11 protein-coding genes are annotated in these 14,806 nt (G+C 40.9%); 6 read left to right on the top strand and 5 right to left on the bottom strand.

Annotation, left to right across the window (positions count from 1 at the left end; all coding sequences use genetic code 11):
• Positions 1–438 precede the first annotated feature (438 nt).
• Positions 439–690, top strand: a complete 252-nt coding sequence (locus GM920_RS00055) for a hypothetical protein (protein WP_182952574.1) — start codon at positions 439–441, stop codon at positions 688–690.
• 72 nt (positions 691–762) lie between these two features.
• Positions 763–2,625 (top strand): transketolase, encoded by a 1,863-nt coding sequence (locus GM920_RS00050; protein WP_182952573.1) that lies wholly within the window; start codon positions 763–765, stop codon positions 2,623–2,625.
• 80 nt (positions 2,626–2,705) lie between these two features.
• On the opposite strand, the gene GM920_RS00045 is transcribed toward GM920_RS00050, so the two are convergent.
• Positions 2,706–3,572, bottom strand: a complete 867-nt coding sequence (locus GM920_RS00045; protein ID WP_182952572.1) for a DUF808 domain-containing protein — start codon at positions 3,570–3,572, stop codon at positions 2,706–2,708.
• A gap of 251 nt (positions 3,573–3,823) precedes the next feature.
• Here GM920_RS00045 and GM920_RS00040 point away from each other — a divergent pair, with 251 nt between their 5' ends.
• Both GM920_RS00040 and GM920_RS00035 read left to right on the top strand, forming a co-directional pair.
• The gene (locus GM920_RS00040) at positions 3,824–5,065 is read left to right on the top strand and encodes a TlpA disulfide reductase family protein (protein ID WP_182952571.1); all 1,242 of its coding nucleotides are present in this window, start codon (positions 3,824–3,826) and stop codon (positions 5,063–5,065) included.
• Positions 5,066–5,121: 56 nt separating this feature from the next.
• Positions 5,122–6,372, top strand: coding sequence for a TlpA disulfide reductase family protein (locus tag GM920_RS00035; protein ID WP_182952570.1), 1,251 nt, complete (start codon positions 5,122–5,124; stop codon positions 6,370–6,372).
• A 56-nt stretch (positions 6,373–6,428) separates the two neighbouring features.
• Here the strand turns inward: GM920_RS00035 and GM920_RS00030 are convergent, their stop codons facing one another.
• The gene (locus GM920_RS00030; protein WP_182952569.1) at positions 6,429–7,274 is read right to left on the bottom strand and encodes a DOMON domain-containing protein; all 846 of its coding nucleotides are present in this window, start codon (positions 7,272–7,274) and stop codon (positions 6,429–6,431) included.
• A 467-nt stretch (positions 7,275–7,741) separates the two neighbouring features.
• Between GM920_RS00030 and GM920_RS00025 the strand changes: the two genes are divergently transcribed.
• Both GM920_RS00025 and GM920_RS00020 read left to right on the top strand, forming a co-directional pair.
• Positions 7,742–8,575, top strand: coding sequence for a DUF6266 family protein (locus GM920_RS00025; RefSeq protein ID WP_182952568.1), 834 nt, complete (start codon positions 7,742–7,744; stop codon positions 8,573–8,575).
• 162 nt (positions 8,576–8,737) lie between these two features.
• Entirely contained in the window at positions 8,738–10,105 is a 1,368-nt protein-coding gene (locus GM920_RS00020; protein WP_182952567.1) for an NAD-dependent succinate-semialdehyde dehydrogenase, read from the top strand.
• Between the two features lie 2 nt (positions 10,106–10,107).
• On the opposite strand, the gene GM920_RS00015 is transcribed toward GM920_RS00020, so the two are convergent.
• The 3 genes from GM920_RS00015 to GM920_RS00005 form a co-directional block, all read right to left on the bottom strand.
• Positions 10,108–10,539 carry a hypothetical protein gene (locus GM920_RS00015; RefSeq protein WP_182952566.1) on the bottom strand — a complete coding sequence of 144 codons (432 nt, stop codon included), beginning with the start codon at positions 10,537–10,539 and terminating at the stop codon, positions 10,108–10,110.
• 114 nt (positions 10,540–10,653) lie between these two features.
• The gene (locus tag GM920_RS00010) at positions 10,654–11,640 is read right to left on the bottom strand and encodes a PorP/SprF family type IX secretion system membrane protein (RefSeq protein ID WP_182952565.1); all 987 of its coding nucleotides are present in this window, start codon (positions 11,638–11,640) and stop codon (positions 10,654–10,656) included.
• On the bottom strand, positions 11,640–14,806 hold a 3,167-nt coding region (locus tag GM920_RS00005; protein WP_182952564.1), incomplete at its 5' end, for an Ig-like domain-containing protein. The genes GM920_RS00005 and GM920_RS00010, both read right to left, overlap by 1 nt.

Genomic DNA, 14,806 nt, shown 5'->3' with positions numbered 1-14,806 from the left:
TACCTGCCAGGAATCCATTTCAATCGCGGTTTGTCATTAACCATCTTATGACAAACCATTTAACAATCTAGATGTATATCCATACCTATAAGACACGGAGTTACTGTCTTTGATGATATGTTTTCTATTAATTTTAGACAACTTAGTTTGCAAGAGGCGCTAGACTTATCCGCATTGTTGATCAAAATTGTCATGGACATTCAGGTTTATACGGAAAAGATTCCTACGGTTGGTGGATTGATAAGACTAGCAGTTATTCACGAGGAAAGAGGGTTTGAATGGATATCTGGAAACAACCTAGTAAAAACTCTAATGTCATTAACCACCTTATGACAAACCATTTAACATTCAAAATGTTATCTTCTTATCAATAGACTCTACACCATAAGGAGTCTCATTTTACGGCAGCGCTCCCTTAAACCTTAAGAATTATTCATTATGAAAAATCAAAGTACGCCAAAGCCGGGTTCAGTAGATTATGATGCTGAAAAGCCACAACACTTGAACATCCCAAAACACCATAGCAGTACAGATAGAAGGGACTGTCATGAATTGCCTGGAATTGAAAATCTGAACGACCAGGCAGATGAAAATGAAACCAATATTTCCCAACAAGATCTACCGAAAACCGATCTGGGCAATCCCAGAAATAAAGATGAACATCAACGTGAAAGGCTGATTACTCCATAAAATTGTTAATCAGCCTAGCAATGCCATAAATCCCCTCAGCAGGACAGTATTAAATGAAAAAATTGAAGAACCATGGAAAACCACAAGGAATTACAAGAAAAGGCAAATTTAGTCCGCAAATGGTGTTTACGTTCCACCACAGCTGCAGGATCCGGACATCCTACCTCCTGCCTATCTGCAGCTGACCTAACCACTGTCCTTTTTGACAAGTACTTCAACTACGATCTTAATAATCCACTCAACTTACATAATGACCGCTTTGTGCTCTCTAAAGGGCATGCTGCGCCCCTATTGTATACCTTATTTGGTATGGCTGGTGCCTATCCCCTGGAGGAAACCCTGAGCTTGCGCAAATTCGACAGTCGTTTTGAGGGGCATCCTACTCCGAAATTCATTTATGCTGAGGCCTCTACAGGCTCGTTGGGCCAAGGATTATCCGTTGGCGCCGGACTTGCTTTGCTTGCCAAAAGAGAACATATTGACAATAAAACCTTCATTCTTTTAGGTGATGGTGAACTGGCAGAAGGACAAGTATGGGAAGCAGCAAACTTTGCCGGATACCATCGTTTAGATAATTTGATCGCCATTGCAGACATCAACCGACTGGCGCAAAGTGGGCCGACAATGTTTGGCCACGACCTTGAAAAATACGCAGACCGGTTTCGGGCATTCGGCTTTGAAGTGATCGAGATTGATGGGCATAACCTCCAGGCCATAGATGATGCATTCCAACAGGCCATGAGTAAACAGCAAGGTAAACCTGTGGCCATTATTGCCGAAACCATTAAAGGTAAAGGAATTTCCTTTCTGGAAGACAAAGAAGGCTGGCATGGAAAAACCTTGGATGAAGCGCAATTGGAAAAAGCACTGGCAGAACTGGGAGCCATTGATGATGAACTCAGGTTCCATTTGAAAGCACCGACTACCACTTTATTACCAGTCCACAGTAATGGAATCGCCAGCATAAACCTTCCCTTTAACAAAGAAGAAACCTATCCTACTAGAGAGGTTTTTGGTTTAGCCATCACCGAATTGGGAAAAGATCATAAAAACATTTACGTATTAGATGCAGATGTAAAAAACTCCACTTTTACGCTGGACTTTTTAAATGCATTCTCTGAACGGTTCGTAGAGTGCTTTATTGCGGAACAAAACATGGTATCAGTAGCCGTTGGACTGTCAAGATTAGGCAAAATTCCCGTAGTAGCAACCTTTGCAGCATTCCTAACCAGAGCAGCTGATCAAATCCGTATGGCCCGGGTTTCTGAAGCAAATATTAAGTTTGTAGGTTCCCATGTAGGTGTTTCTATTGGCGAAGATGGCCCCTCACAAATGGGACTTGAAGATATTGCCTTATTTGGCACACTCCCGAATACCGTAATTTTCCAACCGGCAGAAGCTGTTTCCACAGCGAAGTTAACTGCATTGATGGTTGACCATCATGGTATGGTTTATATGCGAACCCTACGTTCTAAGACGCCATTGCTCTACGACGACCAGGAAGTCTTTGAAATCGGCGGATCAAAACTATTGCGCCAGTCCAGCGAAGACCAATTGACCATTGCGGCCACCGGTGTTACTGTATTTGAAGCGTTGAAAGCCGCAGACCAATTAAAAGAAGAAGGCATTTATGTTAGGGTACTCGATTGTTACTGTATCTGCCCTATTGACAAAACCACACTTCTCAATTGCATCGCCGAAACCCTATACCCTATCCTGATTACAGTTGAAGATCATTTTGCGCATGGTGGAATGGGAGATTTTGCAACAGCTGCAGTAACCTCATCAGAAAGAACGCTACAAGTGAAAAAAATGGCGGTATCCCATATTTCGCGTTCCGGGAAAATGGAAGAGTTATTGGAAGATGCAGGCATTAGTGCCTCAGCAATTGTGAATATGGTGCGGTCTTCAATACCTGTTCCTATAACTCCTTAATAGCACCAAGCTTATCAATAAGATACCTGCTATTAATCGCTTCCAGTTTAGCATCAAATGCTGAACTGGAAATTTCATCTTTAACGCTTAATTAAAGAAACTACTTTTTTACCGCCCATTGCCAATCCAACTGCAACCAATCCGGCAACCACGCCAATTAGCGCTTCTTTGATCATTGATGGCATATTTGGAAATATATGGTGTAAAAACTCAATATTATGAACAAAGATTCCACCAGAAACCAGGATCAAGGCAATTGTTCCAACCACACTTAGAATCCTGATGATTACAGGTAATGATTTCACCAATAGGCTCCCTAGACTTGCCAATAGACCTTTATCATTGGAATTTTTGATTAACTTATAACCAACATCATCCATTCTCACAATCATGGCAACAATACCATAAACACCGATTGTAGCCAACAATGCAACCACGGATACGGTTAAAATCTGGATCGGTAATGGTTCTTCTAAAACAGTTCCTAAGGCAATAATTACGATCTCTACGGAAAGAATGAAGTCGGTAGTTACCGCAGATTTAACTTTCGTTTTTTCGGCAGCAGCAGCATCCTCTTTTACCTCAGCAACTACCTCATGACCTTCCTTAGAACGGTGAAAGAAGTATTCAACGATCTTTTCTACCCCTTCATAAGCCAGATAAAACCCACCTAAAACCAGGATGAATTTAATGGCTACCGGGAAAAAGGCATTGAGCAGTAAGGCGATGGGCACAATGATCACTTTGTTCAACAAAGAACCTTTGGTAATTGCCCAAAGGACTGGTAATTCTCTTGAAGACAAGAAACCTGTCGCTTTTTCTGCATTTACCGCCAAGTCATCTCCCAAAATACCAGCAGTTTTTTTCGTTGCTATTTTAGCCGCAATTGACACATCATCCATTAAAGCAGCGATGTCATCTAAAATCGCAAAAAAACCTGAAGCCATATTTATATCGTTAATCTGGCTGCAAATTATAAATACGCTTTTGAATTACCACAAAACAGTTACATGTTTTTATAAAAAGAATAGCTTTTCGTAAAACTCAGTCTCCTTTTTATGAAAAACGGGTACTTATATCAGATTTAAATGTACCATCAAACAGCTTAGGAAAAAATTGGCAGTCTGGAAGAAATTCGTAATTTTAAGAGAAGATATATGTGCCCGGGATTAAAAATCAACAGAAAATTTTGAGGTTTATGAAAATACAACAGGTTTTGAAACATAATTGGTTATGGCTAATTCTACTGGTATTAGTTTCTTTTGTTCAGGAAAGTCAGGCGCAGCGAAAAGGTACATTTGAAATTACAGGTTCATTAGCCAAAAGAGACACAGGTTTTATTGTACTAGCTTATACAGACTATTCTGGTAAGGATGTATATGACACCGTTAGAGTCAATCATGGAAATTTTCATTTTAAGGGCAATATTAATGGGCCAACAATGGCACGCCTACATGGAGAATTAAAAGCCAGAACTATGGATGACCCGAACTCAGCCACAATTTTTTTAGAACCAAACTCGATGCAGCTAGCTGTAGAACACAATAAATTCAGGACTGCGGACTTGACTGGTTCTAAGTCGCAAATGGACTACCTAAGACTGTTAGAACTGAAGCGACCTAATAGCAAATCTATAAATTCATTAAAAGAACTATACGTCACCATTGAATCCGAAGCAGGTAAAGGAACCCAAAGTAAGGTCATTAAAGATAGCTTAGCCAAAACCTGGGAGAAAGTTCAATTGTTCTTCTCTAAAAATCAAAAAATAGACTTGGATTTTATTTCCTCAAATCCAAATTCGATTGTGAGCCCTTATCTCTTATGGCCTTATACTAATGGAACGGAAATCCCTATAGATTCTGTTCAAAGATTACTTGACGGGTTGTCAACAACTGTAAAACAAAGTTATTTGTGGTTTAAAGTATCCAAAAGTTTAAAGACTCAGCGTGATTTAAATATGATGCAACAAAATGCTCAGAAAGTTGGGAAGTTGGCCTATGACTTCTCCAGAAAGTCAAATCTTGGCAAGCAAGTTACCCTTTCCTCCTATAAGGATAAGCAATATGTTTTACTGGATTTCTGGGCCACTTGGTGTTTACCCTGTATTGAGTATATTCCTCACTTAAAAGAGATATCCAAAAAATACAGTGGAACTGGGCTGGAAATCATCAGCATATCACTGGACAGAGATATGGAATCATGGAAAAAGGGGATCAAACAATATGGACTTGAAGGCTTTACTAATATCCACAACTATAATAATGAACAAGATCTTAAAAGCAAAAACCTCCAGTCAGCGATTTCTATTCGATATGGTGCCGAGACTCTCCCAGCCTATGTTTTAATTGATAAAAATGGAGTAGTTCTTGGTATTTACAATACCAATGAAAATCATGAAATCCCCGCTCTTGATGCAAAATTAAAAGATTTGTTTAAATAATTCATATAAGGGATTTTCCGCTTTATGAGTATATTAATAAAAATCAATAGCGAATTATGGAATCGATGAAAATAGAATATGTTTTAAAACCAAATTGTTTATGGTTAATTGCATTGGTACTCGTTTCTTTTTTTCAAGAAAGTCAGGCACAGCGAAAAGGTACATTTGAAATTACAGGTTCATTAGCCAAAAGAGACACAGGTTTTATTGTACTAGCTTATACAGACTATTCTGGTAAGGATGTAGATGACACCGTTAGAGTCAATCACGGAAATTTTCATTTTAAGGGCAATATTAATGGGCCAACAAGAGCGGCGCTACGTGGAGAATTAAAATCCAGAAGTACGGATGATCCTAATTTCACGATATTTTTTTTAGAACCAAAATCGATGCAGTTGGTTGTAGAACATAATAAGTTCAAGAGCGCGGACTTGACTGGGTCTAAGTCGCAAATGGACTACATAAGGCTGTTAGAATTGAAGCGACCTCATAACGAATCTATAGATTCATTAGAAAAACTATATACTGCAATTAAATCCGAAGCTGGCAAAGGAGTACAAAGTAATGTCATTAAAGATAGCTTAGCCAGGACCTGGGCGAAACTCCCCTATTTCAGTTCTAAAAATCAAAAAGTAGATTTGGATTTTATTTCGTCAAATCCAAATTCGTTTGTGAGCCTTGATCTCTTTTGGTACTATACTGATGGAAGAAAAATTTCTATCGATTCTGCTCAAAACTTACTTGACAAGTTGTCACCAACTCTAAAACAAAATGATTTGTGGTTTGAATTTTCCAAACGTTTAAAGACTCAGCGTGAAGTAGAGCTTATGCAACAACATGCTCAGCAAGTTGGTAAGCCAGCCTTTGACTTCTCCAGAAAGTCAAATCTTGGCAAGCAAGTTACCCTTTCCTCCTATAAGGATAAGCAGTATGTTTTACTGGATTTCTGGGCCACTTGGTGTTTACCCTGTATTGAGTATATTCCTCATTTAAAAGAGATATCCAAAAAATACAGTGGAACTGGGCTGGAAATCATCAGCATATCATTGGACAGCGATATGGAATCATGGAAAAAGGGGATAAAGAAATATGGACTTGCAGCCTTCACTAATATCCATGACTATAATAACGAGCAAGACCTTAAAAGCAAAAACCTCCCATCAGCGATTTCTATTCGATATGGTGTTAAGGTTATCCCAGCCTATGTTTTAATTGATAAAAATGGAGTAGTTCTTGGTATTTACAATACCAATGAAAATCATGAAATCCCCGCTCTTGATGCAAAATTAAAAGATTTATTTAAGTAATATTTGTTTGTTCAGTAATCGCATGTCCGTGTTATTACTGAACAAATTCACCTTGCTTATTGCGCTTCAATGCTTGGAGTGGCCAAATTATACTTGATCCAGAAATCTGGTTTTGAATTTCCTCCATTTCCTTCTGAACTGCGAGCAGACATTCCAGCCCCAGCTCCTTTTCTACCTCCGCCAGCACCCATTCCGCCGCCGCCACCACGACCACCTCTTCCGCCTCCCATGCCAGGACCACGAGACATTCCTTCTCCTTTTTCTCCACCTTCATGACCATGTGTTGACGTACCCGGACTATTAATTTTAATCTGATAAGCTATCCCTTTAACTTCTTTCCCCGTCAAATTTAACTGCGCTAATGGAATAGCCAGCTCACAGATATAATCCCGACGCTGGTTAAAAGCAGCGGCAACCTGAATACCAAAGTCGTTGGGCATCAACAAAACACCATCAGGTATATTTTTAAAACCAGTTACACTAATCACCTTTACACCTGGCACATGTGCCGCAGAATTTGCATCATGAACATGCGCTACACTGTCTTTAAGCTGTCCCTTAGGTTGAGGAGGTTGCTCCCTCATCCCTAAAAAATCCAACTTGATCCCATCCTTTTTCTTGCCTGCAGTATTGATGTTTAAGGTTAATCCAGCACGTATCAATTTACCAGTGGTGAACTCATCCAATGATTCAATAATTAGGTATAAGTTCTTTTCATCGTTTCCCAGCGCAAAAGCCAGCTTTGTATCGGAATTAAAATTATTCAGGGGTTCATGCCACTCCTCCGACTTTCCATCGACGACAACCGGGCTTTTCATCCAGATATTTACATCCGCATCCGGATCAATTTTCTGCGCGTAGGCGGAAACACCAGAAAAACCAATTAATCCTATGATTATCAAACATTCTAAAACTTTTGATTTCATTTCAAATGAAGCAGCTGGAAAAAATCTGCTGAGTAAAACTACAGTATTGGCGACTGTCTACTAGTAAATTAACATTTTTTAACTTAAATAATCTGACCGCAGACTTCTCCTTAAACAAGCATGCTTTGCGATCCCCTGAGCCATTGGCTAAGCTTCATCCCTAATCCAGAAATACCAACACTTACCTGCACTTAGGGTCCTCTTTAGGTAAGGCTATAATGACCTTATAGTTTATTCAGTTCTACTCCTTCTTTACTTGGAGGTTCATAGGGCCTAATCAGGCTCATAGCCCAATCAACCATGCAAAGAATACCTTATAACTTTCATTTAATTTCTTATAAAGTATAAGCTCAATAAGGTGTTATCTCGAATTAAAAGTGTATCTTCCTCCTATTCAGTACCGACTTAACCACACTCTACCTCAAACCATTAACTTCTTAACTATGGCTATCGCTTCAAACGGCCCACAGGGTCACCTCAACGGAAAAGTTGGCAATCTTGTTTTCTATATGCTCAATGGGCAACCTGTAGTACGCTTAATCGGCAGAAAAGGAAAACCAAGCACCCTTCAACTGGCCAATTATCAGGCTATGGAAGTCACCATGAAATTGCTCAACAGAGTGGGTAGTTTTATTAAACTTGGTTATGGTTTACAAGCTAAAGGAACGGTGCATAACGCCCATAATTTAGCCACCTCCTACCATAAAAAAGAGGCTTTAAAGGGAGAATATCCTAATATTAGCATCGATTATAGCAAAGTAATGCTGAGCAAAGGTGTGATGCCGGAAACCAAAGATTTGAAGATCGAAAAGGTTGATGGCGGATTAGAGATCAGCTGGGATCCGACACATTACGACGAATTACGTCACAACGACAGTGTTATGGTCATGATTTGTACTCCAGAAGCCAAACGTGACCAGGAGTACTTGAATATCGCCAGAAGATCTGAAGGAAAATGCTTTATTCCGATGTATGAGGAGGCACTGAATCAACAGATAGAACCCTATATTTCCTTTATTTCTGCGGATGGAGAAAGGATATCTGACAGTGTTTATCTGGGTAATCTGAATGGTGAAGGTGAAAATCCCCTGGAAAAGCAACAAAAAGAGAAATATCAACAGGTAAAAACAAGATTTGACCAGGTGGAAAGCAGTTATCTAAACCAGATGAAGGAAAACTTCCAAAACAAACCGGATACCAAAGCTTTTAAATACCTGGAAAAAGAATATAAAGTGCTTAAGAAGCAACTGGAGCACCTCCCAGGAAAGCCCGGCTAGTCAATTCTACCCCGCAAGTTCTTAATTATAGAATAAATATCTTAAAAGATGCAGAAATTAACTATATTTACTTATAGTTACAGGAGATTAATGTCCAAAAAATAATCAAACAAATCACCCTGTTTAATTGCTGTAATAATCTACATATAAAACGCGGAAAATATGATATCAGTGAACCCTACGAGTGGAAAAACGATTAAATCCTATATAGAAGATACCGAAAAGCAAGTTCAAGTAAAGATAGAAAAGACACATAACGCCTGGTTGAAATGGAAAGAAACTCGTTTTTCTGTGCGGGCAGAATTCCTTAGAAACGCTTCAGCAGTACTTTTAAAGCGTAAAACTGAATTGGCTACGTTAATGGCCAAAGAAATGGGAAAACCATTATCTGCAGGAATTGCAGAGATTGAAAAATGTGCTGGCGTTTGCGACTTTTACGCTTCAAATGGCGCTAACTTTCTAAAAGATGAAATCATAGCCACAGAAGCCAGTAAAAGTTATGTGAGCTTTCAGCCATTAGGTGTGGTGCTTGCGGTCATGCCCTGGAATTTCCCCTTTTGGCAGCTGTTCCGCTTTTTGGCACCGGCACTGATGGCAGGAAATGCGGGCGTATTGAAACACGCTTCCAATGTGAGTGGTTGTGCATTGGCCATCGAAGAAGTGATCAAAGAAGCTGGTTTTCCTAAAGACGTATTCAGCGTATTGCTGATCAATAGTAAAATGGTAAAAAAAGCCATTGCCCATCCTTTCATTAAAGCCGTTACCTTAACCGGAAGTACGGAGGCAGGAAAACAGGTGGCACAACAGGCAGGTTTTCATTTAAAAAAAACAGTATTGGAACTGGGTGGAAGCGATCCTTACCTGGTATTGGCAGATGCCGATCTGGAACAAGCCGCAGAAATATGCATGCAAAGCAGGCTCATTAACAACGGCCAAAGTTGCATCGCAGCGAAGAGATTCATTTTAGTAAAAGAGATAGAAAAAGACTTTCTGAAAATCTTCATCAAAAAAATGCAGTCGAAAGTTACCGGAGATCCCCTGGAGTCCCAAACTCAGCTCGGTCCTATGGCCAGAAAAGACCTGAGAGATGAGTTACACCAACAAGTAATGGACAATATCAAAGCCGGGGCGAAATGTGTTCTTGGAGGTGTAATCCCTGATTTCAAAGGCGACCACGCTTTTTATAGTCCTACCATTCTAACGGGAATTAAAAAGGGAATGCCTGCCTTTGAGGAAGAAATATTCGGTCCGGTGGCCTTAGTATTCAGCGCCAAAGATGAGGAAGAAGCGATTAAAATTGCCAACGACAGCCCCTTTGGACTCGGCGCTGCAGTATTTACAGCTTCCCAGGCACGTGGCGAAGAAATTGCCTCAAAGAAACTAAATGCAGGATCTTGCTTTGTCAATAGTCTGGTAAAATCAGATTCGAGATTGCCATTTGGTGGAATCAACCAAAGTGGTTATGGAAGAGAGCTGAGCTCTTTTGGAATTAGAGAGTTTGTTAACATTAAAACGGTGTATGTAAAGTAATTCTAGGTCAGGTTCCATCTGGGCAATTGTCCATAAATCCCCTGATAGATTTGCAGGATTTTCGATTTCATGGTTGCTGGTAAGTCTTTGTTCTTATGATCATAAGTAACATACCAGTGAACATGGAGCGCTTCAATGTCTTCGATCATCATTTGAACGGGCCAGGAATTCTTACGTTCAATCTCCCCGAACTGGAAGCCATTCAACAAATTTTCTCTCAGGTCATCTGGAATATCAGAATTGACTTTCAAGTCGCTTAATTTTTCCGGTGGACCCGATTTATTGATATAAACCAGTTCCACCCTGCCCTTCCTCAGGGCATAAACCAGGTAAAGCCCATAATAATTAGCCTCTACATTGCAGACTTCGACTAGACTGTCTGTTGCCTGAAAAAAGAAATTGCCTTGTTTGTATTTACTCAATTCGTCAAACATAGATCTAATCGTTTTGAAAACCGAGTGTTTTTCAATCGGCCTTACCTAATATAAAAAAATTGAGATCATCTAACAAATTAACACGTTAAAGGAGTAAAAAAAATAAACATTGATTTAGAATACCCTCGGACAAATGAAAGACCTTGGAACCTTACCAAAAGCCAGCCCCATCGTGATTTCATGAGAGCCATTTTGACCACTTCCCAGCATACTGGTTACATGGTCATAAGAATAACCTACTCTAAATCGGTCATTTACGAAGAATTGAACAATACCCGATATCGAGTTTTCTTTACTCAGGTTAAGTCCTTCCAGGTTTTTCTTCCATAGATTAAAGCCGGTACGGATGGAGCCGCCAATCCAGACCTTATCATTGATGATGAACATGGTGTTGAAGTCGGCACTGGTGGGGCCTCTAAAATCTTCTTTAATCAGGATACTTGGCCTGATTCTGATTTCCGGGGAAACATTGATCAAAGCACCGCCCATCATATAGGCATGCCGACTACGGATGATATTTAAGGCAAAGGATTGATTTCTTCTGGTATTAGGTCCAGAAAACAAGTCGAGCGCAGAAAGTCCAACATACCAATAGTCTGAATTGTAAAATACACCGAGGCGTAGATCAGGAACGATATTACTTTGATTACCTACTGGAATAGCTTCATCTCCGGGCTGAGCCGTGGTGAGCATCTGTCCTTTTATGCTGTATTGTGCGGCACCGATTCCCAATCCAAAACTCAAACGCTGGGTGTCATCTCCATCCAATTGCAATCTGTAAGCATAATTCAAGGTTGCTGAAGTTGCAGCTTGCGCACCGATTTTATCGGTTGTAATTTGTACACCAAGCCCCATTTTACGATCCAATGGATCTAAGATCCCATCAATGGAAGCCGTTGCCGTTTGTGGTGCTCCTTCTATTCCTACCCATTGTGCACGCAGCCCTAGCTGTACAAACCATTCTTCTTTATACCCTGCATAAGCAGGATTTATGCTCAGGCTATTGAAGATATATTGAGTAAACTGGATATTTTGCTGTGCAGCTACTTTCCCAATCTGCATACAGCATATCCCTATCATTACGGTGATCCATTTTCTCATTATCTCTTGATTAAAATCCAGCTTTTACGGGTGGTGATGGTGCCTGCTTTATTCAGTTTCAGCACATAGAAATAGGTCCCGTTATTTAGACCTGATCCATCCCAATCATCCTTATAGTTGTTGTTTTTGTATACCTGATCGCCCCAACGATTGAAGACAGACAGGTCAATATTGTCATAACCTTCTCTTCCAATAATCTGGAAAGTATCATTCTTCCCATCGCCATTTGGCGTAAACGTATTCGGAATTTCCAAGTCTGGCGGGATCACGTTGATGGTTACGATGGCCACATTAGATGACAATCCCACAGCGTCATTGATTTTATAACTGAACTTCTCAACCCCGGCGTATCCTTTATTGGGTTGATAAATAATTCTTCCATCTTTATTCATTTGGAGGCTTCCGTTAGAAGGTTTCATCTGTACTTCTACTGTACTCACATCCAAAGGAAAAAGACTTGCACGGTCGTTTTTAGCCACCGGAACCATGACCTCAATGTCCATTTTGGTTTTCGCATAATCGTCAACTGCGGAAGGGTAACGAACCACATCGATATCCGTAGGCGTATCATTGTCCTGACTGGTACCTGAGATATCTGAAACTCCGCCACCGATCTCCGTCTGCCCATCGATCCGGGCTGTATTTCTCACATTTCCATTTAGCTTTTCATCCTCTGTAATGGTGTAATTCTCTTTATGGGTGATGGAAGCTCCCGGCGCAAGTGTGGTCACAGCTAGCACGATTGGAGTGGCGATTTTTGGATCTGACAGCACCAGATTGTGTAGCGTTACATTTCCACTATTTCTGATGATAAAGGTGTAGGTAATCGTTTTAAAGTCGTCGTTGAAGCGCCCGATTTTCACCAAACTTACTTTAGGATTCTGTATGATTGCAACATCTGCAGTAGCGGAAGTTGAGACTGGAAGTTCTGTGCTGGTTACCGTAGCGGTGTTTTGAATTTTACCAAGATTTGCAGTAGGCGCACCATTTTTATCTATATCGGCTTGGGTAACGGTGTATGTTCCGGAATAAGTCCATGATTCTGATCTTTCCAGGATATTATTGCCATTTCCTCCGGTTTTCGTCAATTGTCCAGCGATTAGAGGGTCGGTAACCATCACATTGTGCTGAGTTGCAGTACCGATGTTTTTAATTGTAATCGTGTAGTTGATCTTTTGTCCGGCAACAGCAACGCTTTCCAGATCGGCAGTTTTCCTAATGGAAAGGCCAACACAGGCAGGAACGCGAACGGTAATTTTAAAAGGAATTCCATCGCAACCGCCATTTATTCCTCTTGGCGTAACGATATAAACAACATCCTGAGCAATGGTTGTTGGGTTGTAAAGATTGGTGTTGATGGTATTTCCTGTCCCATTTACAGCCCCTTCAACCGGAGAACTTACTGTCCAGCTAAACCTTGAACGGACGCCATTCCCTCCTTTTGTGATATTGTTAACATTGGCTTGTAGCGGGTAATTAAACGAAGGCTGATTACAAGTTAGCGGACTTGCAATGTCGTCATATCCTCTTGGAACAGGACTTACCGTCACATTGGTCGTGGCTGATACTGCACTGACACATCCGCCGGTATTGGTTACTTTAACGGTATAAATACCAATTTCATTTACACTATAGTTTTGTGAAGTCGCGTTAGGAATGAGGATTCCATTTTTATACCATTGATTTCCAATTGCTGCTGATGAGGTTAAAACGACCACTCCACCATCACAAAAAGTAGTTTCATTTGATGGAGAAATCTGAGGTTGCTCTGGATATTGAACTTCTGTTACCGTAGTTGGTAAGGAAGCAATACTGGAACAACCATTTTGATTGATAAATGACACAGCGTAGTTACCTGCTGTGTTGGCGGTATAGGTTTTATCAGTTGCACCAGGGATTAGGACGCCGTTTTTATACCATTGATTTCCGCTGTTTTCTGATGAAGTCAGGACTACATTTCCACCTACACAAAATACAGCATGATTTGCCGCAGTGATGGTTGGCGGGTTTGGAATTGGGTTTACGGTGATGGTTGCAATTGCTGACTCCGGACTCACGCAATTGGATAACGTTACCATGACCGTATATTTTCCGCTTTCGGTAACCGTATAGGTTTGATTGGTTGCACCTTCGATTGGGCTGCCATCCTTGAACCATTGGTTTCCTGTTGTTGCGGAAGAACTTAATACGGTTTGGCCGCCTGCACAGAAAGTTGTTTGGCCAGCGGTAGTAATGATAGGTTGATCTGGAATTGGGTTCACAGTAACCACTATCGGATTAGAAGCTGGGCTCTCACAAGCAATCGAAGTAATTTTTACGCTGTAGCTTCCGCTTTCGGTAGCGGTGTAAGTTTGTTGGGTAGCGCCTGTGATCAGGTTTAGTCCTTTATACCATTGATAACTATCAGCCAGGGTTGTCGATTTTAACACTACGGCTCCACCTGCACAGAAAGTTGTCTGCCCTTCTGCAGTAATCACTGCGGCATCTGGAATTGGGTTTACAGTAACCGTTATCGGATTAGAAGCTGGACTTTCACAAGCAATCGAAGTAATTTTTACGCTGTAACTTCCGCTTTCGGTAGCGGTGTAAGTTTGTTGGGTGGCGCCTGTGATCAGGTTTAGTCCTTTGTACCATTGGTAGCTATCCGCTAAGGTTGTCGATTTTAATACCACTGCTCCACCTGCACAAACAGTTGTCTGGCCTTCTGCAGTAATCACTGCGGCATCCGGAATTGGGTTCACGGTAACCGCTATCGGATTAGAAGCTGGACTCTCACAAGCAATGGAAGTAATTTTCACGGTATAACTTCCGCTTTCGGTAGCGGTATAAGTTTGCTGAGTTGCACCTGTGATCAGGCTTAGTCCTTTGTACCATTGGTAGCTATCCGCTAGAGTTGTTGATTTTAACACTACAGCTCCGCCTGCACAGAAAGTTGTCTGGCCTTCTGCAGTAATCACTGCGGCATCTGGTATTGGGTTCACCGTAACCGCTATCGGATTAGAAGCAGGACTTTCACAAGCAATAGAAGTAATTTTTACGGTATAACTTCCGCTTTCGGTAGCCGTGTAAGTTTGCTGAGTTGCACCTGTAATCAGGCTTAGTCCTTTATACCATTGGTAGCTATCCGCTAGCGTTGTCGTCTTTAACACCACCGCTCCACCTGCAC

The sequence above is a fragment of the Pedobacter gandavensis genome (assembly GCF_014172405.1).
Taxonomy (GTDB): Bacteria; Bacteroidota; Bacteroidia; order Sphingobacteriales; family Sphingobacteriaceae; genus Pedobacter; species Pedobacter gandavensis.
Note: the sequence above shows the minus strand (reverse complement) of the source record. Positions and strands in the feature narration are given on the sequence as shown.